19 protein-coding genes are annotated in these 19,820 nt (G+C 71.2%); 3 read left to right on the top strand and 16 right to left on the bottom strand.

The annotated features are described in order from the left end of the window. Window position 1 precedes the first annotated feature (1 nt). The 6 genes from rbfA to rimP all read right to left on the bottom strand — a co-directional run bounded on the left by rbfA (window position 2) and on the right by rimP (window position 6,114). Entirely contained in the window at window positions 2-472 is a 471-nt protein-coding gene (gene rbfA, locus ACYSUO_RS22055; protein WP_461777930.1) for a 30S ribosome-binding factor RbfA, read from the bottom strand. 48 nt (window positions 473-520) lie between these two features. Beyond that, on the bottom strand, window positions 521-814 hold the full coding sequence (locus tag ACYSUO_RS22050) for a DUF503 domain-containing protein (RefSeq protein ID WP_461777929.1): 294 nt from the start codon (window positions 812-814) through the stop codon (window positions 521-523). 137 nt (window positions 815-951) lie between these two features. Beyond that, on the bottom strand, window positions 952-4,062 hold the full coding sequence (gene infB, locus ACYSUO_RS22045) for a translation initiation factor IF-2 (protein ID WP_461777928.1): 3,111 nt from the start codon (window positions 4,060-4,062) through the stop codon (window positions 952-954). A gap of 146 nt (window positions 4,063-4,208) precedes the next feature. Next, window positions 4,209-4,487, bottom strand: a complete 279-nt coding sequence (locus tag ACYSUO_RS22040) for a YlxR family protein (protein ID WP_461777927.1) — start codon at window positions 4,485-4,487, stop codon at window positions 4,209-4,211. Window positions 4,488-4,588: 101 nt separating this feature from the next. Then, entirely contained in the window at window positions 4,589-5,599 is a 1,011-nt protein-coding gene (gene nusA, locus ACYSUO_RS22035; RefSeq protein ID WP_461777926.1) for a transcription termination factor NusA, read from the bottom strand. Between the two features lie 2 nt (window positions 5,600-5,601). Continuing rightward, window positions 5,602-6,114 carry a ribosome maturation factor RimP gene (gene rimP / locus ACYSUO_RS22030; RefSeq protein ID WP_461777925.1) on the bottom strand — a complete coding sequence of 171 codons (513 nt, stop codon included), beginning with the start codon at window positions 6,112-6,114 and terminating at the stop codon, window positions 5,602-5,604. A 237-nt stretch (window positions 6,115-6,351) separates the two neighbouring features. On the opposite strand from rimP, the gene ACYSUO_RS22025 reads away from it, so the two are divergent. From ACYSUO_RS22025 to ACYSUO_RS22015, 3 genes are read left to right on the top strand one after another with little or no spacing between them, the layout of a single operon-like run. Beyond that, window positions 6,352-6,858 (top strand): hypothetical protein, encoded by a 507-nt coding sequence (locus ACYSUO_RS22025; RefSeq protein ID WP_461777924.1) that lies wholly within the window; start codon window positions 6,352-6,354, stop codon window positions 6,856-6,858. A 9-nt stretch (window positions 6,859-6,867) separates the two neighbouring features. Continuing rightward, entirely contained in the window at window positions 6,868-7,338 is a 471-nt protein-coding gene (locus tag ACYSUO_RS22020; RefSeq protein WP_461777923.1) for a ferritin-like domain-containing protein, read from the top strand. Between the two features lie 42 nt (window positions 7,339-7,380). Continuing rightward, window positions 7,381-8,283, top strand: a complete 903-nt coding sequence (locus ACYSUO_RS22015; RefSeq protein WP_461778020.1) for an aminoglycoside phosphotransferase family protein — start codon at window positions 7,381-7,383, stop codon at window positions 8,281-8,283. 577 nt (window positions 8,284-8,860) lie between these two features. Here ACYSUO_RS22015 and ACYSUO_RS22010 read toward each other — a convergent pair. The 10 genes from ACYSUO_RS22010 to ACYSUO_RS21965 form a co-directional block, all read right to left on the bottom strand. Further along, window positions 8,861-9,358, bottom strand: coding sequence for a GNAT family N-acetyltransferase (locus tag ACYSUO_RS22010; protein WP_461777922.1), 498 nt, complete (start codon window positions 9,356-9,358; stop codon window positions 8,861-8,863). Window positions 9,359-9,839: 481 nt separating this feature from the next. After that, window positions 9,840-11,540, bottom strand: a complete 1,701-nt coding sequence (locus ACYSUO_RS22005; protein ID WP_461777921.1) for a proline--tRNA ligase — start codon at window positions 11,538-11,540, stop codon at window positions 9,840-9,842. 74 nt (window positions 11,541-11,614) lie between these two features. Beyond that, the gene (locus tag ACYSUO_RS22000; protein WP_461777920.1) at window positions 11,615-12,178 is read right to left on the bottom strand and encodes a GNAT family N-acetyltransferase; all 564 of its coding nucleotides are present in this window, start codon (window positions 12,176-12,178) and stop codon (window positions 11,615-11,617) included. Window positions 12,179-12,947: 769 nt separating this feature from the next. Next, window positions 12,948-13,721 carry an ABC transporter ATP-binding protein gene (locus tag ACYSUO_RS21995; protein ID WP_461777919.1) on the bottom strand — a complete coding sequence of 258 codons (774 nt, stop codon included), beginning with the start codon at window positions 13,719-13,721 and terminating at the stop codon, window positions 12,948-12,950. Beyond that, complete coding sequence (locus tag ACYSUO_RS21990) at window positions 13,718-14,524, bottom strand: ATP-binding cassette domain-containing protein (protein ID WP_461777918.1); 807 nt, start codon at window positions 14,522-14,524, stop codon at window positions 13,718-13,720. The genes ACYSUO_RS21995 and ACYSUO_RS21990 overlap by 4 nt, the downstream gene beginning before the upstream one ends. After that, a complete protein-coding gene (locus ACYSUO_RS21985) occupies window positions 14,521-15,348 on the bottom strand; it encodes an ABC transporter permease (protein WP_461777917.1) in 828 nt (275 codons plus the stop codon). The genes ACYSUO_RS21990 and ACYSUO_RS21985 overlap by 4 nt, the downstream gene beginning before the upstream one ends. Then, window positions 15,345-16,313, bottom strand: coding sequence for an ABC transporter permease (locus ACYSUO_RS21980; RefSeq protein WP_461777916.1), 969 nt, complete (start codon window positions 16,311-16,313; stop codon window positions 15,345-15,347). The genes ACYSUO_RS21985 and ACYSUO_RS21980 overlap by 4 nt, the downstream gene beginning before the upstream one ends. 10 nt (window positions 16,314-16,323) lie before the next feature. Beyond that, window positions 16,324-17,841: an ABC transporter substrate-binding protein gene (locus ACYSUO_RS21975; RefSeq protein ID WP_461777915.1), complete on the bottom strand. Its 1,518-nt coding sequence runs from the start codon at window positions 17,839-17,841 to the stop codon at window positions 16,324-16,326. Window positions 17,842-17,878: 37 nt separating this feature from the next. After that, window positions 17,879-18,589: a DUF1684 domain-containing protein gene (locus ACYSUO_RS21970; protein ID WP_461777914.1), complete on the bottom strand. Its 711-nt coding sequence runs from the start codon at window positions 18,587-18,589 to the stop codon at window positions 17,879-17,881. A gap of 125 nt (window positions 18,590-18,714) precedes the next feature. Continuing rightward, window positions 18,715-19,563 carry a GNAT family N-acetyltransferase gene (locus tag ACYSUO_RS21965; protein ID WP_461777913.1) on the bottom strand — a complete coding sequence of 283 codons (849 nt, stop codon included), beginning with the start codon at window positions 19,561-19,563 and terminating at the stop codon, window positions 18,715-18,717. Window positions 19,564-19,820 lie beyond the last annotated feature (257 nt).

The following is a 19,820-nucleotide window of genomic DNA, read 5'->3' as shown; positions in this document are numbered from 1 at the left end:
CTCAGGCTTCGCCGTCCTTCTCGGGGGCGTCGGCCGTGTCCTCGTCGGCATCCTCGGGCTTCCTGTACGGGTCCGCGCCACCGGCGAAGTCGGCGCCGGCGGAGGCCTCGCGCACCTGCTCGTCGGACTGCCGGGCCCGGTCGAGGAGGTCCTCGATGGTGCGGGCGTTCTCCGGCAGGGCGTCCGCGACGAAGGTCAGGGTCGGCGTGAACTTCACACCGGCCGCCTGACCGACCGCCGAGCGCAGGACGCCCTTGGCGCTCTCCAGACCGGCGGCCGCCTCGGCCCGCTCCTCGTCGCCCCCGTACACCGTGTAGAAGACGGTGGCTTCCCGGAGGTCGCCCGTCACACGGGTGTCGGTGATGGTGATGTGGGAGCCGACCCGCGGGTCCTTGATCCCACGCTGCAGCTTCTGGGCCACCACCTCTCGAATGAGGTCCGCCAGCCTCTTGGCGCGCGCGTTGTCGGCCACTGGTCCGTCTCCTTTTAAGTGCTTACTTGCTTGTTGCTTCAGTCTGCGTCAGTCGTCGGCACCATGAATCCTGCGCCGGACCGAAAGCAGTTCCACCTCGGGCCGCCCGGCGACGAGCCGCTCACAGCGGTCCAGTACGTCGGTCAGATGGCCGGTGTCCCCGGAAACCACCGCGAGCCCGATCTCGGCCCTGCGATGGAGGTTCTGGTTGCCCGTCTCGGCGACGCTCACCGCGTACTTGCGGTGCAGCTCGGCCACGATCGGACGGACGAGTGAGCGCTTCTCCTTCAGCGAGTGGACGTCGCCGAGGAGCAGATCGAAGGACAGAGTCCCCACATACATGTGTGTCCGGATGTCCCGCCGGTCCGGGGTCGTATGGGCGACCGCTTCCGGCCACCGATACGGGAACGGTACACGCAACGGCCGGGGCCGATCGACGGAAATAAGTCCCGTCGACCGGCCCCAGTCGCGTATCAAGCTCAGACGCGCGGCTTCTCGCGCATCTCGTACGTCGCGATGACGTCGTCGACCTTGATGTCGTTGAAGTTGCCGAGGTTGATACCGCCCTCGAACCCTTCGCGGATCTCGGTGACGTCGTCCTTGAAGCGACGCAGGCCCACGATGTTGAGGCTCTCCGCGATGACCTTGTTGTCGCGCAGGAGTCGCGCCTTCGTGTTGCGCTTGACCTCGCCGGAGCGGATGAGAACACCCGCGATGTTGCCCAGCTTGGACGACTTGAAGACCTCGCGGATCTCCGCCGTGCCGAGCTCGACCTCTTCGTACTCCGGCTTGAGCATGCCCTTGAGGGCCGCCTCGATCTCCTCGATGGCCTGGTAGATCACCGAGTAGTACCGGACGTCGACACCCTCGCGCTCGGCCATCTGCGCGGCACGACCGGCCGCACGGACGTTGAAGCCGATGACGATGGCGTCCGAGCCCATGGCCAGGTCGATGTCCGACTCCGTGACCGCACCGACACCGCGGTGCAGGACGCGGATGTCGACCTCTTCGCCGACGTCGAGCTGGAGCAGCGAGGACTCGAGAGCCTCCACCGAACCGGACGCGTCGCCCTTGATGATGAGGTTGAGTTCCTGCACCAGACCGGCCTTGAGGGCCTCGTCCAGGTTCTCCAGGGAGAACCTGATACCGCGGCGAGCGAAGTTCGCGTTGCGCTCACGAGCGGCACGCTTCTCGGCGATCTGACGGGCCGTACGGTCCTCGTCCACCACCAGGAAGCTGTCGCCGGCACCCGGGACGTTGGTGAGACCGAGCACGAGGACGGGGGTCGAGGGACCCGCTTCCTGCACGTTGTTCCCGTTGTCGTCGAGCATGGCGCGGACACGGCCGTACGCGTCGCCGACGACCATCGTGTCGCCGATGCGCAGCGTGCCGCGCTGGACCAGGACCGTCGAGACGGCGCCGCGGCCCTTGTCGAGGTGGGACTCGATCGCGATGCCCTGCGCGTCCTGCTCCGGGTTTGCCCGCAGGTCGAGCGAGGCGTCCGCGGTCAGGACCACGGCCTCGAGCAGGGAGTCGATGTTCTCGCCCTGCTTGGCGGAGATGTCGACGAACATGGTGTCGCCGCCGTACTCCTCGGCCACCAGGCCGTACTCGGTCAGCTGACCGCGCACCTTGGTCGGGTCGGCACCCTCGACGTCGATCTTGTTGACCGCGACGACGATCGGGACCTCGGCGGCCTTGGCGTGGTTGAGCGCCTCGATCGTCTGGGGCATCACGCCGTCGTTGGCCGCGACCACGAGGATCGCGATGTCGGTCGACTTCGCACCACGGGCACGCATGGCGGTGAACGCCTCGTGACCCGGGGTGTCGATGAAGGTGATACGGCGCTCTTCGCCGTTGACCTCGGCACCGACCTGGTACGCACCAATGTGCTGCGTGATGCCGCCGGCCTCACCCGCGATGACGTTCGTCTTGCGGATGGTGTCGAGCAGGCGGGTCTTACCGTGGTCGACGTGACCCATGACGGTCACGACCGGCGGACGCGGGACGAGGAGCTCGTCGCCGCCCTCGTCCTCGCCGAACTCGATGTCGAAGGACTCGAGCAGCTCGCGGTCCTCCTCCTCGGGGCTGACGATCTCGAGGACGAAGTTCATCTCGTCCGCGAGGAGCTTCAGCGTCTCGTCGGAGACGGACTGCGTGGCAGTGACCATCTCGCCGAGGTTCATCATCACGCCGACGAGCGACGCCGGGTTGGCGTTGATCTTCTCGGCGAAGTCGGTGAGGGAAGCACCGCGCGACAGACGCACCGTGGCGCCGTTGCCGCGAGGCAGCATGACGCCGCCCACCGACGGGGCCTGCATGGCCTCGTACTCCTGGCGCCTCTGACGCTTCGACTTGCGACCACGACGGGCGGGCCCGCCGGGACGACCGAACGCACCCTGCGTGCCACCACGGGCACCGGGACCACCGGGGCGACCGCCACCGGGACGACCGGCGAAGCCGCCGGGACGACCGCCGCCGCCACCCGGACCACCGGGACGACCGGCGAAGCCGCCGCCACCGCCACCGGGACCACCGGGACGACCGGCGAAGCCGGGACGACCGCCACCGCCGCCGCCCGGACGACCGCCGCCGCCGGGACCACCGCGACCGCCGCCGCCACCGGGACCCGGACGCGGGCCCGCGGCGGGACGCTGCGGCATCATGCCGGGGTTCGGACGGTTGCCGCCGCCACCGCCGGGACGCGGACCGGCCGCACCGGCGCCGCCGGCCTGCGGACGGGGCATGTTGCCCGGGCTCGGACGGTTGCCGCCCTGACCCTGCGGACGGGGGCCACCCTGGCCGCCACCCTGCGGGCGCGGACCGCCCGGGGCACCCTGGCCGCCGGGACGCGGGGCGCCGCCGGGACGGGGCGCCTGCGGGCGCGCCATGCCGGTGGAGCCACCAGAGGTGAAGGGGTTGTTGCCCGGACGCGGGCCCGAGGGACGGGCGCCACCGGGACGCTGGCCCTGGCCGCCGGGACGCGGGGCGCCCTGACGGTCGCCACGGTCACCGCGCTGGCCACCCTGGCCCTGGCCACGGTCCTGACCGGGGGCCGGACGGCCGGCGGGCTTCGGGGCACCGGGACGCGGAGCGGCCTGGCCGCCGGGCTTCGGGCCCGCGGGGGCCTGCGAAGCGGCGGGAGCCTGGAACTCCGGCGTGCTGGGCGCCGGGGAAGCGGGCTTCGGGGCCGGCTTCGGGCCGGGCGTCGGCCGCGGACCCGGGGTCGCCGGAGCGGCCGGGGAAGCGGGCTTCTCCGCAGCGGGCTTCTCCGCAGCCGGCGTCTCCGCGGCGGCGGGCTTCGGCGCAGCCGGGCCCGGACGCGGGGCGGCAGGCTTGGCGGCCTGCGCGGGAGAGGGGGTGGGACGCGGCGCCGCGGGCTTCGCGGACGCGTCCTTCTTGGCGGCGGGCTTCTTGGCCGCGCCGTTGGTGCCCTGATTCAGGGCGTCAGTCAACTTGCGTACAACCGGCGCCTCGATGGTCGAGGACGCCGAACGTACGAATTCACCGAGTTCTTGGAGCTTGGCCATGACGACCTTGCTCTCCACTCCGAACTCCTTGGCGAGTTCGTATACCCGGACCTTAGCCACTTCGCTCCTTTTAGGTCCGGGTTACGCCGGACCGTCGCTACTTCATGGGCGTACTCATCGCGTGCTCATCGAGTGCTCATCGCAATCTCGACCTACTTCCAACTCGCGGAATACCAGGGCCGCACGGGGGTTCCGCACGGCGCTTCTTACGATTTCGCCTGCTCGACGCGGTGACGCAAGGCCTCCGTGTCGAACGGTCCAGGGGCCCGATAAGCCCTCTGAAACGCCCGGCGGCGGACCGCCAGGTCAAGACAGGCCAGGGCGGGATGCACGTACGCACCCCGGCCGGGCAGCGTACCGCGATCATCGGGGACGCACTGTCCCTCGATCACCACGATCCGCAGCAGTTCGCTCTTGGCCGCTCGCTCCCGGCATCCCACGCAGGTTCGCTCAGGGCATGCGCGGGCATGCGTCCGACCAGACACGGTTAAGTCTACCTCCCCGTACCGACCTCACCCCTTTGGGGCAAAGATCGAACGGTTGGCTCGTCACATACTGTCGTGATCCAAGCGCCGAGCGCTCGGATTTATTCCCCTTCGGGAGCACCCTCGGAGGAGTCGGCCTGCTCGGTGTCCGGGCGGATGTCGATGCGCCAGCCGGTGAGCCGGGCCGCGAGCCGCGCGTTCTGCCCCTCCTTGCCGATGGCAAGGGAGAGCTGGTAGTCGGGCACGGTCACGCGGGCCGAGCGGGCAGCGAGGTCCACGATCTCGACCTTGGAGACACGGGCCGGGGACAGCGCGTTGGCCACCATCTCGGCCGGGTCCTCGGACCAGTCGACGATGTCGATCTTCTCGCCGTTGAGCTCGCCCATGACATTGCGCACACGGCCGCCCATCGGGCCGATGCAGGCGCCCTTGGCGTTGAGCCCGCTCCGGGTGGAGCGCACGGCGATCTTCGAACGGTGGCCGGCCTCGCGGGCGATGGCGCAGATCTCGACGCTGCCGTCGGCGATCTCCGGCACCTCGAGCGAGAAGAGCTTCTTCACGAGGTTCGGGTGCGTACGGGACAGGGTCACGGAGGGGCCTCGGACACCCTTGGCGACGCGCACGACGTACGAGCGCAGGCGCAGGCCGTGCGGGTACTCCTCGCCGGGAACCTGCTCCTGCACCGGCAGGATGGCCTCCAGCTTGCCGATGTCGACCAGCACGTTCTTCGGGTCGCGGCCCTGTTGGACCTGGCCCATCACGATGTCGCCCTCGCGGCCCGCGTACTCGCCGAGCGTCGCGTCGTCCTCGGCGTCGCGCAGCCGCTGCAGGATGACCTGCTTCGCGGTCGTGGCGGCGATCCGGCCGAAGTCGGAGGGGGTGTCGTCGAACTCCTTGGGCTCCTGGCCCTCTTCGAGGTCCGACGGGTCCTCCTTCGCCCAGACCGTGACGTGGCCGCTGTCGCGGTCCAGCCGTACGCGCGCGTGGCGGAAGCTTCCGTCGGTGCGGTGGTAGGCGATGAGGAGAGCCGACTCGATCGCTTCGACCAGCAGATCGAAGGAGATCTCCTTCTCCCGGACCAGCCCACGCAGGGCACTCATGTCGATGTCCACGGCTACGCCTCCTCTTCGTTGTCGTTGTCGTCGTTCTTGTTCTTGCGGTTGAACTCGACCTGGACACGCGCCTTGGCGATGTCGGCGAAGTCGAGCCTTCGGGAGGTCGGCTTGCGCCCCTTCACTCCCGGTACTTCCAGGTCGAGGCCGTCGTCGTCGACCTTGAGGATGCGCGCGACCAGTTCGGACTCGTCGTTCAGCTGGAACTTCACGAGGCGGTCCGTCGCGCGGATGTAGTGACGGTGCTCGGAGAGGGGGCGCTCGGCACCGGGCGTTCCGACCTCGAGTTCGTACTCGCCCTCGCCCATGGCGTCGGTCTCGTCCAGCTTCGCCGAGAGCGCGCGGCTCACATCGGCGATGACGTCCAGATCGGCGCCCTCGTCGGAGTCGACGACGACGCGCAGCACACGCTTGCGTCCGACCGAGGCCACTTCGATCTCTTCGAGTTCGAGCCCCTGTGAGGTGACGAGCGGTTCCAGTAGTTCCCGCAGCCTCTCGTTCTGGGTGGTGCTCATCCGGGTGACTCCTCGGCCGCGTGTGCTGTTGTGGTTACTGACTTTCCTTGCGCGTCAGGTCAAAGGGTATCCGGTCCAGGGGGGTGTTGCCGTCCACCCGTGCAAGGGCGACGGTACGGTGATCACGGCCACTCCCCCTCGATCGAACCTGATCAGTTCCGATCAAGGAGCCGCCTCCCCCTTGAATCCTGAAAACACCCCCTCCTCCCGCCTCTTCGCCTCCTGAGGACGCCTGCCGTGCCGCTGACCCCTCTCGCCCGCTCCGGGCCACGTCGTAGGACTCTGCTCGCCTCGCTGGCCGGGGCCGCGCTGCTGACCGGCTGCTCGGACGCCGACGACGGCGCCGACGGCGGCAGCGGGGCGCCCGCCGCCGCACAGGAGAAGCGGCTGCGGACACAGGCGGCGCGGGAGAGCGCGGACCTCCTCGGCCAGTACGACCGGGCGGTGTCGGCCCGTCCGGCGCTCGCGGAGCGGCTGAACCCGCTGCGGGCCGAGGTCGAGCGGCACGTGAAGGCGTTCGGCGGGGAGCGCCGTCCGTCGGGCGCCGCGGCGCCCCCGGGCAAGAAGTCGGCCGCGGCGCCGGCCTCCGAGAAGGACATCCTCAAGGCGCTCTCGGTGGCCGAGCAGCGGCTCTCGGACCGCCGGATGTCCGCGCTCGTGGACGCCCCCGGCGAGCTGGCACGGCTGCTCGCGTCGGTGGCGGCGGCCGGGGCCGGGCACGCGTATCTGCTGGCGAAGGACTGACGAGGCGACATGAGCGAGAACGCACTTCTTGCCGCGGTGCAGGCGGCGCTGCGCGCCGAGCACGCGGCGGTGTACGGCTACGGGGTGGTCGGCGGCCGGATCGGCGAGGACCGCAGGGGCCGGGCCAGGGACGCGTACGACGCGCATCGCGCCCGCCGCGACGAACTGCGGCGCACGGTGCGCGACCTGGGCGGCAATCCCGAGGAGTCCGCGGGGGCGTACGCGCTGCCGTTCCCGGTGCCCGACGCGTCGGCGGCGGCACGGCTCGCCGCGGACATCGAGAGCAGGGTCGCGGGCGTCTACTCGGATCTCGTACGGGCGGCGAGCGGCGAGCGGCGCCGGGACGCGGCCGACGCGCTCCGGGAGGCGGCGGTCCGTGCCGTGCGCTGGGGCGGCGGCAGCGTAGCCTTCCCTGGGCTCTCCGAACGGGCCGCGGCGCCGTCCGCGTCGTCGTCCCCGCCGGAGGACCCCAGCACATAGGCAGACTTGGGAAGGAAATCCCCGCGCATGGCATCCCCGCGCATGGCATTCGAACCGCCTTCGCGTCTTGTGAACGCGCTCGGCGAGGTGCGTGACGACGGGGCGTCGGCGTGGCTCGACCGGGTCGGCGCGCTGCTCGACGAGGCGGCGGAGCGGCGCAATGTGACGGTGGAGCGGGTGCATGTGCCCGGGGGCCGCAGCAGCCTGGTCGCCCACGTTCGCAGGGCGGACGGCTCGCCGGCGATCCTCAAGCTGGCGCCCGAGCGGTTCCGTCCGGAGGCGGAGCGTGCGGCGCTGACGCACTGGGACGGCTTCGGCGCGGTGCGTCTCCTTGACCCGGGCGTGAACGACGGCGCGCTCCTCCTCGAGCGCCTCCACCCGGAGGTCTCTGTCCGTACGCTGCCGGAGGCCAAGGCGCTCCTGGAGGCCGCGGGCACGCTGCGCCGTCTGTGGGTGGACCCACCCGAGGGGCGCAACTGCGAGACCGTTCCGGAGCGCACGGGACGCCAGGCGGTCGGGATGCGGGCGACGGTGGAGTCGTTCCCCGACGTGGCGCCCCTGATCGACGCGGCCCTCGAAACGCGGGACGAGCTGGTGTCCTCGCCGCCCGAACTCCGGCTGCTGCACGGTACGTTCCGGCAGTCCAAGGTGCTGTCCGGGGAACGGATGCCGTGGCTGGCGGTCGGCCCGGACCCGGTCGTCGGCGAGACCGCGTTCGACCTGGCGCGCCTGGTCCGTGACCGCGTGGAGGACCTCATCGGGTCCCCCTCAGGGCCTGCCATCACCCGCCGCCGGGTGAAGAAGCTCGCGGAGTCCCTGGAGGTCGACCAGGAGCGGCTGCGGGGCTGGACGCTCTTCCGCGCGGTGGAATCGGGTGCGCGGGCACTGCGCGTGGGGCGGCACCAGGACGGCGAGAACTTGTTGGAGTTCGCGGGGTGGCTGTGACCTCCGGTCGGGGCGGGTGCGTGTGACGTGGGGCCGGGCAGCTTCCCAGCGTTGGCTGGGGTAGCCGGCACCCGTCCCCACGCCACGGGGCTCCGCCCCGGACCCCGCGCCTCAAGCGCCGGCGGGGCTGAATTTGCCGAACCGGCGTTACGGCCTTGGGGCTCTGTCCCGGACCCCGCGGGCTTTCGTCCGAAAGGCGGGGCTGGATTCGCCCACCCGCCGCGGGACTTGAAAGATCGGGGCTCCGCCCTGGACCCCGCGGGTCTCGTCCCAGAGCGGGGCTCGACCGTGCCCGGGCCCGCTGCCTGAGACAGGCCCCCGCTTGGGCCCGATTCCCCGCTCAGCTCCCACCCACCCGCCCCCTCCGGGGGCTCTGGCCCGGAGGGGCAGCCCGAGGGGCGGCCCGGAGGGGACGGCCCGAAGAGCGGCCCGGAGGGGACGGCCCGAAGAGCGGCCCGGAGGGGACGGCCCGAAGAGCGGCCCGGAGGGGACGGCCCGAAGAGCGGCCCGGAGGGCGTGGGCCCACTCGCGGCTGTCGACCACCGCTCCGCCAGGGTGAACCGCCGTCGTCGCCCGCTCAGCCGGTGAGGTCGGTCAGGTCGCGGGTGTAGGTGATGCCCTCGTGGCCGACGCGCAGCGTGCACGTGCCGGTAGGGACGAAGTCGTTGCGGGTCAGGACCGTGCGGGAGGCGTGGTTGTCCTCCGCGGCGGAGGCCGTGACGCGCTTGAGGGCGTAGTCGGTGGCGGCGACGGTCAGGAGTTCTCGGACCGTCGCCGTGGCCAGGCCCTTGCCGGTGGCGTCGCGCGCGAGACGGTAGCCCAGGTCGGCGGTGCTGTCGGCCACGTCGACCAGGTTGAAGCGGCCGAGGATCACGCCGTCGTCGGCGACCAGGACGTGCATGTGGATGGCGCCGGTGGCCTGTTCGGCGAGCAGCGCGGCGTGCCGGTCCGCGAAGTGCGTGAAGTAGTCGTCGCCGCGGTCGGGGACGGTGGCCGCGAAGAAGGCGCGGTTCTCCGTCTCGAAGGCGAGGAGCGCGGAGGCGTGGGCGGGGCTCAGACGTTGGAGATCCGGCATGGCGTCACGGTAGCCGCGGCCAGCCTCCGGCGGTCGGCCGGGCGCGTACTCGCCGCAGGCCACTCGTGACGGCCGACCGTCCCCACGCCACGGGGCTCCGCCCCGGCCCCCGCGGGCTCTCGTTCGAAAGGCGGGCTGATTTCGCCGAACCGGCGTTACGGCCTCGGGGCTCCGCCCCGGACCCCGCTGCTCAAATGCCGCAGGGGCTGGATTGGCCCACCCGCCCCCTCAGAGGGCGTCGGCCCGACGGGGTGCCGCCGGCCGCCTTGGGCGGCAGGGTGGGCAAGGCGGCACCCCGGTGCGGCGCAACGAGAACGGCGGCCGGAGCCCCCGGAGGGGGCGGGTGGTGGGAGGTGGGCCAGGCACCCGGTGAATGCGGGGGCCGCGCGGCGGCAACGTAGCCGGCGTGGCCCCCGAGCCGCGTCGCCGGGGCGCAGGCGGGGCCCCCGGAGCCGTGGGGCCCCGGGGGGCCCCGGTGTGGTTATGCCGTGAGGCGGGCGACGGCTTCGTCGACGGTCAGTTCCTCGCGTTCGCCGGTGCGGCGGTCCTTGAGTTCCACGACGCCGTCGGCGCTGCGGCGGCCCGCCACCAGGATCTTCGGGACGCCGATCAGTTCGGAGTCGGTGAACTTCACGCCGGGCGAGATGCCGGGGCGGTCGTCGACCAGGACGCGGACGCCGGCGGCCGCCAGCTTGTCGGAGACCTCCAGGGCCAGTTCGGTCTGGAGGGCCTTGCCCGCCGCCACCACGTGCACGTCGGCGGGGGCGATCTCCTCCGGCCAGATCAGGCCCTTGTCGTCGGCGTGCTGCTCGGCGAGCGCCGCGACGGCGCGCGAGACGCCGATGCCGTACGAACCCATGGTCACGCGGACCGGCTTGCCGTTCTGGCCGAGGACGTCGAGCTGGAACGCGTCGGCGTACTTGCGGCCGAGCTGGAAGATGTGGCCGATCTCGATGGCGCGGTCCAGCTTGAGGCCGGTGCCGCACTTGGGGCAGGGGTCGCCCTCCTCGACGACGACCACGTCGACGTACTCGGAGACCTCGAAGTCACGGCCCGCGACGACGTTCTTCGCGTGCACGCCCTCCTTGTTCGCGCCGGTGATCCACGCGGTGCCGGGGGCGATCCGCGGGTCGGCGATGTACGTGACCTTCTCCAGGCCCTGCGGCCCGACGTACCCGCGTACGAGCTCGTCGCGACCCTCGAAGTCCTCCGCGGTGACCAGCTCGACGGCGGCCGGCGCGAAGTGCGCCTCGACCTTGCCCATGTCGACCTCGCGGTCCCCGGGGACGCCGACGGCGACGATCTCGCCGTCGACCTTCACGAGGAGGTTCTTGAGGGTCGCCGAGGCCGGGACGCCCATGTACGCGGCGAGCGTCTCGATCGTGGGGGTGTCGGGGGTGGGGGTCTCCTCCAGGGCGGGCACGCCCTCCGCGTCGACCGCCTTCACCGCGAAGCCGACGGCCTCCGTGTTGGCCGCGTAGTCGCACTGCGGGCAGTCCGCGAAGGTGTCCTCCCCGGCCGCGGCCGGGGCCAGGAACTCCTCCGACTTCGAGCCGCCCATCGCGCCCGCGGTCGCGGCGCAGATCCGGTAGTCGAGGCCGAGGCGCTCGAAGATGCGCTGGTACGCGGCGCGGTGCAGGCCGTACGACTCGGCGAGGCCCTCGTCGGAGAGGTCGAAGGAGTACGAGTCCTTCATCTGGAACTCGCGGCCGCGCAGGATGCCGGCGCGGGGGCGGGCCTCGTCGCGGTACTTGGTCTGGATCTGGTAGAGGATCACCGGCAGGTCCTTGTAGGACGTGCACTGGTCCTTGACCAGCTGGGTGAAGATCTCCTCGTGGGTCGGGCCGAGCAGGTAGTCGCCGCCCTTGCGGTCCTGGAGGCGGAACAGCTCCGCGCCGTACTCCTCCCAGCGCCCGGTCGCCTCGTACGGCTCCTTGGGCAGCAGGGCGGGCAGCAGGACCTCCTGGCCGCCGATGGCGTCCATCTCCTCGCGGATGACGCGCTCGACGTTCGCGTAGACCCGTCGGCCGAGCGGCAGCCAGGACCAGACACCGGCGGCGGTGCGGCGCACGAAACCGGCGCGGACCAGCAGCTTGTGGCTGAGGACTTCGGCGTCCGCCGGGTCGTCGCGCAGTGTCTTCACCATCAACCGGGACATGCGCTGGACCTGGACCTTGGCCATGATTCTTGACTCCTGCGACGAAAGGGTGATGTCAGGAGGTTAGCCGGGGCGTGGGTGCGGCCGGAAATCGGTTCTCAGGGCGTGCGCCTGAGCGGCAGGGGCGCGCCCATCACCGCGTACGGGCGCGGGGCACTGGGGAACAGCACCTGGCGGGCCAGATCCTCGTAGCCGAGGGAGTGGTAGAGGCCGCGGGCCGGGCTGTCGAAGTCGATCGCGGAGAGGATCGAGCGGGGCTCGGTGGCGCCGTCGGTGATGGCCGTGATGAGCGCGCGGCCGATGCCGCGGTTCTGGTAGCCGGGGTGCACGTGCAGCTCCGTGATCACGAAGGAGTCGTCGAGCCAGTGGTCCTCGTCGCGGGCGCGCAGATACGGCTCGACGACGGTGGACCACCAGTGGGTGCGGTCGTTCGGCATCCCGTAGACGAAGCCGACGAGTCGGCCGGATTCGGTCGTCGCGCCGAGGGAGCGGGCGCCCGGGTAGGTGATGTGCCGCAGCACGATCTGGCGGCGTACGGCGATCTCGTCGTCGCTGAGCCCGAACGCGTACGCCTGCACGGCGAGCGCCTCGTCGACACGGGTGCGCAGATCCAGGGGGCCGATGGTGACGGCGCGGTCGTCCGTGCGGTTCCGGTGCGGCATGCGGGGAGGGTACCCCGGGGCGGCGGCCGGCTGTGCGGGTGGCCGGGGCGGGGCCCTCCGTATCGCGGGGCGGCACCGGGGTCCCACCGTGCCGTGGCCGGCGTCGTCCCCACCATTGGGCGGCACCGGGGTGCCGTGGTCGGCGCCTCCCGTCCTGGGTGCGCTGCACCGGGGTGCCGCCTTGCCCACCCTGCCGCCCCAGGCGGCAGATTGCCCAAGGCGGCGGGCGTCGACCGTCCCGGGTGGGGAGCCGGGGCTGGCGGCGGGTTACCCAAGGCGGGGTGGCGTCGACCGTCATGGGTGGGGAGCCGTGCTTGCGGCGGGATACCCAAGGCGGGTGCGGTACCCCGTCGGGCCGACGCCCCTGGAGGGGGCGGGTGGGTGGGAGATAGGCGGGAGGGAAGGGGCAGGGCCAACGTCGGCGACGGGCTTGCGCGGAGCGTGGCGCCGGTTCCGGTAAATCAAGCCCCTGCGGCGATTGAGCAGCGGGGTCCGGGGCAGAGCCCCGTGACCGCAACACCGGTTCGGCACCGTCAGCCCCGCCGGCGATTGAGGCGCGGGGTCCGGGGCGGAGCCCCGTGGCCGTGAGGCCGGTTGGGCGCAATCAGCCCCGCCGACGCTAGAGACCCAGGGCCCCGGGCCCGTAACGCCGGTTCCGCAAAATCAGCCCCGCTCTTGGACGAGAGCCCGCGGGGTCCGGGGCGGAGCCCCGTGGCGTGGGAACGGGCAGGCCCCGGGCGGAGCCCCGTGGCGTAGGGGCCGGTGGGCGTCAGCCCGACGTCGGGAGTCTGGGGACGCTTGACAGCAAGCGGCGCGTGTACGTGTGGGCCGGGGTGCCCAGGACTGACGGCGTGGGGCCCGCCTCGACCACGCGGCCCCGTTCCAGCACGGCAGTGCGTTCGCACAGCGCCGCCACCACCGACAAGTCGTGGGAGACCATCACGATCGTCAGGCCCGCCGTCTCCTTCAGCTCGGCCAGCAGGTCCACCACCTTGACCCGCGTCGTGACATCGAGCGCCGAGACCGGTTCGTCGGCGAGGAGGACCCGCGGGTCGCACACCGTGGCCCGCGCGATGGCGATGCGCTGCCGCTGCCCGCCGGAGAACTCGTGCGGGTACCGCTCCCCCGCGTCGGCCGGAAGCCCCACCCGTTCGAGGGCGTGCGCGACCTTCCGGTCCGCCTCCTCCCCCGTCGCGACGCCGAGCGAACGCAGCGGCTCGGCCACGATCCGCCGCACCCGCTGCCGCGGGTCCAACGAGGCGTACGGGTCCTGGAAGACGCACTGCACACTGCGCCGGAACGCCTTCATCTGCGTACGGTCGCGCGGCCGCAGCTCGTCCCCGTCGAAGCGGACCGTCCCGGACGTGGGCCGGGCCAGCCCGAGCAGCATGCGCAGCAGCGTCGTCTTGCCCGCACCGGACTCACCGACGAGCGCCAGGCTCCGCCCCGTCTCCACCGCCACCGACACGTCCGTGACGACAGGGGCGGCGGCGCCCCGGTACGCGTAGGACACCCCATCCAGTTCCAGCACAGGGGCGCTCATCGCACACCTCCCAGGTCGAGCGCGGACTCCAACTGCCGCGCGCTGTCCACCAGCGCCCGCGTGTACGCCTCGCGCGGGGCCCGTACGACGTCGGCCACCGCGCCCGACTCGACCGCGCGCCCGTCCTTCATCACCAGGACGCGGTCCGTCACCTTCGACACGACCGCCAGGTCGTGGCTGACGAACAGCACCGCCATGCCGCGCTCGCGCACCAGGCCGTCGATCAGCTCCAGCATTTCCGCCTGCACGGTCACGTCCAGCGCCGTCGTCGGCTCGTCGGCGATGAGCAGTGCCGGGTCGCAGGCGAGCGCCATGGCGAGGGCCACACGCTGGCGCTGCCCGCCGGAGATCTCGTGCGGGAAGGCGCGGGAGATGCGCGCCGGGTCGGGGAGGCGTACCTGTTCGAGGAGGTCCGTCACCGCCGACTTCAGTGCCGCGCCCTTCAACTGCCGCCGCCTGCGCAGGGGTTCGGCGATCTGCTTGCCGACCCGCATCAGTGGGTCGAGCGCCGTGAGCGGCTCCTGGAAGACGACGGCCGCGCTCAGGCCACGTACGTCCACGAGGGTCTTCTCAGCCGCGCCGACGATCTGCGTGCCGGCCAGCTCGACGCTTCCCGTCACCGTCATGCCCGCGGGCAGCAGCCCGAGAACGGCGAGGGTCGTCAGGGACTTGCCCGAGCCGGATTCGCCGATCAGGCCCAGGCGTTCGCCGCGCGCGACCTCGAACCCCAGGCCGGAGACGAGCTCGCGCCCGTCTCCCGTACGGATCGTGAGCCCATCCACGGAAAGCAAAGGTTCACTCATGCCGCCGCCCTCTCCTTCCGCGCCGTCGGGTCGAGAACGTCCCGCAGCCCGTCCGCGACCAGGTTGACGCCGATCACCAGCAGCACGAGCAGCACGCCCGGCGCGAGCGCGCCCGCAGGCGCCGTCGTGAACGTCGCCTGCGCCTCCTGGAGCATCCGGCCCCACGAGGCGTTCGGCGGCGGCGCCCCGAGGCCGAGGTAGGACAGCCCCGCCTCCGCGAGGACGGCAAGCCCGAACTGGAGCGCCAGGTTCACCGCGAGCGTCGGCCAGATGTTGGGCAGGACGTGGCCCGCGACGATCCGCGGCCAGGACGTGCCGGACGTACGGGACGCCGTGATGTAGTCCTGCGCCAGCACCCGCTTGACCAGGATCCGGGTCAGCCGCGCCACCACCGCGCTCTGCGCGAGCCCGATCGCGAGGATCGCCGAGCCGAGCGTCGCCGACCGCGCCGCGACGATCAGCATCGCGAGTAGCAGCGTCGGGAACGCGATGAGGATGTCGAGCAGCGCGGAGAGCGTGTCGTCGAACCAGCCCTGCGCGAAAGCCGCGAGGAGACCGAGCGTCACGCCGAGCAGCGCCGCGACGGCGACCGAGCCGAGCCCGGCCTGGAGCGCGATCCGCGAACCCGTCATGAGCTGCGTGAACAGGTCGCGCCCCAACTTGTCGGTGCCGAGCAGATGCCCGCCGCCAGGGCCCGCGAGCCGTCCGCCGGACGTGTCCTCACTGTCGTACGGCAGCCAGAACAGGGAGACGAGCGCGAGCAGGACGACGAGGCCCGCGAAGACGGCCCCCGTCCACAAGGTGACCGATGATCTGCGCCTCATCGCGCCCCACCCCCGGAGAGCCGCCCGCGAAGCCGCGGGTCCACGAGCCGCTGCACGAGGTCCGCCACGAAGCCGATGATCAGCACCCCGAACGTCGACACGAACAGCACGCCCTGGATCACCGGGTAGTCGTGCTGCGCGATCCCCGTCGCGAGCATGGAGCCGAGCCCCGGCAGCGCGAACACGGACTCGACGACGACCGCGCCGAGCAGCGTGGACGCCAGCTCGATGCCGAGGATGGAGATGACCGGCACGGACGCGTTGCGCAGCCCGTGCCGCCACATCGCCCGCCCGAACGACGAGCCGAGCGCCCGCGCCGTACGCAGGTACTCGCTGTCGAGGACATCGAGCGTCGCGGAGCGTACGTAGCGGATGAGGGACGCCGACATCACGAGCGCCACCGTCACCACCGGCAGCACCAGCGACTGCACGGCCTCGGCCGGGGTGTCCCAGCCGTCCTGCGGGAAGCCGCCGGACGGCAGCCAGCCCGCGTTCAGCGCGAAGACGGCGATGAGGATCATGCCGAGCCAGAACACCGGGACGGCGATGCCCAGTTGGGAGACGCCGCTGAGCAGCGACCCGTACCAGGTCCGCCGCTTGTACGCGGCCACGAAGCCCGCCGGTACGGCGACGAGCACGGCGAGCACGAAGGCGGACAGGGTCAGCGGCACCGTCACGTTCAGGCGCTGCGACACCTCCGGGCCGACCGGCAGCGAGGACACGAAGGACGTGCCGAGGTCGCCGCTCGCCAGCTGGCCGATCCAGTGCGTGAACTGCTCGGGCAGCGGCTTGTCGGAGCCGATGGAGTGCCGGGCCGCGGCGATCTGCTCCGGCGAGGCGCCCACCGAGGTGAGCGCGTTCGCCGGGTCGCCGGGCAGCATCCGAAGCAGCACGAACAGCACGACGGACGCGAGGACGAGGGAGACCAGCAGGAACACCAGTCTCCGCAGGAGATATCTGAGCATGGCCGGTCGGTCAGCTGCTCTTCTTGATGTCGTACGCGAAGAACTGCGAGTTCAGGCCGTTGAGCGGGTAGCCCGACAGCTTCGTGTTCGCGACGACGATCTGCGGATACAGGTAGAGCCAGTCACTGGCCGCGTCCTCGGCGGTCTTGCGGTTGACCTTCTTGAGCAGCTCGGTCTGCTCCTTGGTCGTGGAGGACGCCTCGGCCTTCTCGACCCAGTCCTGGACCTGCTTGTCGTCGTAGCCCCAGTAGAAGTCGGGGTCGCCGTACCAGACGAGGTCGCGGTCGTTGACGTGCTCCTGGAGCGTGGCCGTGAAGTCGTGGTTCTTGTAGACCTTCGTGTACCACTCGTCGGGCGTGATCGTGTTGATCTTGACGGTGATGCCGACCTTGGCGAGCTGCGACTTGATGAAGGTCGCGGCCGTGGGGTGCGGGTCGTAGTTCGGGGTGTCGAGCGTGAAGCTGAACCCCTTCGCGTGCCCCGCCTCCTTGAGCAGCTTCTTGGCCTTCGCGACGTCGTGCGCGTTGACGTCCGTCAGGTCCTCGTACCAGGGGTCGGTGGGCGGCACCATCGACCCGATCTGCTTGCCGTAGCCGCCCCAGACGGATTCGAGGAGCTTCTTGTCGTCGATGGCGGCCGAGACGGCCTGGCGCACCTTGACGTCCGTGAACGGCTTCGCCTTGTCGTTGAAGGCGAGGAGCAGCTTGGTGGTCGAGTTGCCGTCGTTGACCTTGTAGTTCTGGTCCGACTTGAACTGGTCGAGGGCGTCCGGGGACTGCTCGCTGGTGACGACGTCGACGGCGTTGGTCTGGAGCGCGTTGTTGAGGGCGGTCGCGTCCTTGTAGTAGTGGAAGACGGCCTGCTTGTTCTTGGCGGCCGTGCCCCAGTAGCCGGCGAACCGGTCGAGACTGAGCGCGGAGCCGCGCGTCCACTTCTTCAGCTGGTACGGGCCGGTGCCGTCTTCCGTGATCTTCAGGTTCTTGGCGTCGGCGTTGATGATCCAGACGTACGACAGGTTGTAGACGAAGGAGATCGACTTCTTCGACAGCGTGACCTTGACAGTCTTCGCGTCGGGGGTGGCGACGTCCTTGATGACCTCGAGGTTCGACTTCCGCGCGGACTGGGAGTCCTTCGCGATCACCTTCTCCAGGCTGTACTTGACGTCCTCGCTGGTCAGCTTCTTGCCGCTGTGGAACTTCACGCCGTCGCGAAGGGTGAAGGTGTAGGTGAGGCCGTCGCCGGAGACCTTGTAGTCCTCGGCGAGGAGCTTCTCGACCTTGCCCTTGTCGGTGAGCTTGAACAGGCCCTCGTAGACGTTGCCGTTGAGGGCCTCGGTGACGCCCTGGCCGCCGCCCGCGGTGTTGTCGAGGTTCTGCGGCTCGTAGAGGGAGCCGATGTTGACCGTGGCGTTCTTGTCGTACGCGCCGTTGCCGGACGTCGAGTTCGAGCCACCGCCGCAGGCGGCGAGGGTCACGGCGAGGGCGACGGTGAGCACGCCGGCGGACAGGGGTCTCTTGGGGATGCGCATGAGGGGGCCTTACGTGAAGGAGTGCGGGGGGGATCGATCAGTGAGCGGTGCCGGCGGCGCCGTCGCGGAAGACCGGGAGCTTCTCGCCCGCCTCGACGGGCAGGTGGAGCCGGTTCTGCCGCGGCGGCATCGGACAGTTGTACTGATCGGAGAAGCCGCACGGGGGTACGAAGGCCCGGTTGAAGTCGAGGCGCACCCGGCTCTCGCCGGTGTGCTCCACGAAGAGGAAACGGCCGGCGCCGTAGGTGCTGTCGCCGTTGGTCGGGTCGCCGAAGACGAGGAGGAGGGTGCCGTCGTCGTCGAACGCGGAGAGCGTGTAGTCGGTGCCGTCGACGGTCAGGGCGATGTCGCCGGGGACGACCTTCTCGCGGGTGCCGCCGTTGTCCCGCAGGTGCTCGAAGGCGACGGTGCGGGCGCCCTCGACGGGCGTGTACGTGGCGTCGAGGACCCAGGACGGGTCGTACGCGAAGGCGTCGACGTCCTCGAAGGCCTGGATCGCCGGGGAGTTCGCGTCCCAGAACCGCAGGCCGTGCTCGGGGGCGCCGGTGACCATGTCGGTGCGCTCCAGGGCCGTCACCGTGACGGTGCCGGGCTGTCCCGCGCGGGCGGCGTCGAGGTCGGGGGTCTCGCCGGCCGGGAGCCAGCGGGTCTCGACGAGGGCGAGGTTGCCCGTGGGGGCGGTGAGGGAGCGGCGCCGGTCGGCACGCCATTCCTGCCAGGCGGCCATGCCGGAACCGGGAGCAGACATCGTGAGGCACCTACAGTCAGTGAAGCTTGAACCAAAGCAAAGCAGTACCTTTATGGTCCATAAGACTTACTAATGTCAATGCGCACGAAAGAGATGAGACGGGCACCACAGGGGCCACAGGGTGGCTAGAACAGCACGCTCATGAACGCCCCGACCTCTTCGAAGCCCACGCGCCGGTACGCGGCGCGGGCCGGGGTGTTGAAGTCGTTGACGTAGAGGCTGACGATGGGGGCGACGTCGGCGAGGGCGTAGCGCAGGACCGCCGCCATGCCGGGGGCGGCGAGGCCCATGCCCCGGTACTCGGGGGCCACCCATACGCCCTGGATCTGGCAGACCTGGTCGGTCGCGGCGCCGATCTCCGCCTTGAACGCGACCTTGCCGTTCTCGTCGAGGCGGGCGAACGAGCGGCCCATGCCGACCAGTTCGGCCACCCGCGCCTGGTACAGCAGGCCGCCGTCACCGGCCAGCGGGGAGACGCCGACCTCCTCGGTGAACATCGCCACGCACGCCGGCATGATCGTGTCCATCTCGTCCTTGCGGACGCGGCGGATGTACGGGTCGGGGGTGATGTCCGTGGGCATCCGGTCGGTCACCATCAGCGGCTGGTTCGCGCGGATCTCGCGGGCCGGGCCCCAGCCCGGTTCGAGCAGCTGCCACAGGCGGGCGGTGGGCTCCGCCGGGCCGACGATGGACGAGCAGCGGCGTCCTGCCCGCCGGGCGCGGTCGGCGAAGCCGCGGATGGCGCGGTCGGTCGCGCAGATCGGGACGAGGTTGGCGCCCGCGTAGCACAGGGACTCCAGCATCCCGTCCTCGTACCAGCCCCACATCTCGCCGCCGAGCCGCCACGGGTCGAGGCCCGCGGCGCGGACCCGGGCCGTGACGAAGGCGTTCGCGACGGGCTCGCGGTCGAGGACGGCGAGCGCGGCGTCGAGGTCACTCGGTTCGAGCACCCGAGTGGTGGTCTGAGTCAACACGTGCGGAGGGGCCTCACCAGATGGGCTACTGATCTCCGCACTGTACCTGGCGCTCCGCGGGTGTGGCGGGTCGACGTTTCGGCCCCCGTTCCGTTGGCGCCTCCCGCGGGGGGTGTGTGCGTTGTGCCGTTACGTCGGCGGGTGCGGTTTCGTAGGTGGTTTGCGCAGTTCCCCGCGCCCCTAAAAGGGGCGCGGGGAACTGCGCGAACGGGACCACGGCGGGACCGCAGGCCGCCGAACGCAAAAGGCCCGCCTGC

Source organism: Streptomyces sp. UC4497 (assembly GCF_054871485.1).
Note: the sequence above shows the minus strand (reverse complement) of the source record. Positions and strands in the feature narration are given on the sequence as shown.

Coding starts and splice junctions, on each gene's coding strand:
- ACYSUO_RS22050 (WP_461777929.1), bottom strand. CDS start 814: ATGTATGTGGGGACTCTGTCCTTCGATCTGCTCCTCGGCGACGTCCAC.
- rimP (WP_461777925.1), bottom strand. CDS start 6,114: ATGAGCACCACCCAGAACGAGAGGCTGCGGGAACTACTGGAACCGCTC.
- ACYSUO_RS22020 (WP_461777923.1), top strand. CDS start 6,868: ATGAGCGAGAACGCACTTCTTGCCGCGGTGCAGGCGGCGCTGCGCGCC.
- ACYSUO_RS22015 (WP_461778020.1), top strand. CDS start 7,381: ATGGCATTCGAACCGCCTTCGCGTCTTGTGAACGCGCTCGGCGAGGTG.
- ACYSUO_RS22010 (WP_461777922.1), bottom strand. CDS start 9,358: ATGCCGGATCTCCAACGTCTGAGCCCCGCCCACGCCTCCGCGCTCCTC.
- ACYSUO_RS22005 (WP_461777921.1), bottom strand. CDS start 11,540: ATGGCCAAGGTCCAGGTCCAGCGCATGTCCCGGTTGATGGTGAAGACA.
- ACYSUO_RS22000 (WP_461777920.1), bottom strand. CDS start 12,178: ATGCCGCACCGGAACCGCACGGACGACCGCGCCGTCACCATCGGCCCC.
- ACYSUO_RS21995 (WP_461777919.1), bottom strand. CDS start 13,721: ATGAGCGCCCCTGTGCTGGAACTGGATGGGGTGTCCTACGCGTACCGG.
- ACYSUO_RS21990 (WP_461777918.1), bottom strand. CDS start 14,524: ATGAGTGAACCTTTGCTTTCCGTGGATGGGCTCACGATCCGTACGGGA.
- ACYSUO_RS21985 (WP_461777917.1), bottom strand. CDS start 15,348: ATGAGGCGCAGATCATCGGTCACCTTGTGGACGGGGGCCGTCTTCGCG.
- ACYSUO_RS21980 (WP_461777916.1), bottom strand. CDS start 16,313: ATGCTCAGATATCTCCTGCGGAGACTGGTGTTCCTGCTGGTCTCCCTC.
- ACYSUO_RS21975 (WP_461777915.1), bottom strand. CDS start 17,841: ATGCGCATCCCCAAGAGACCCCTGTCCGCCGGCGTGCTCACCGTCGCC.
- ACYSUO_RS21970 (WP_461777914.1), bottom strand. CDS start 18,589: ATGTCTGCTCCCGGTTCCGGCATGGCCGCCTGGCAGGAATGGCGTGCC.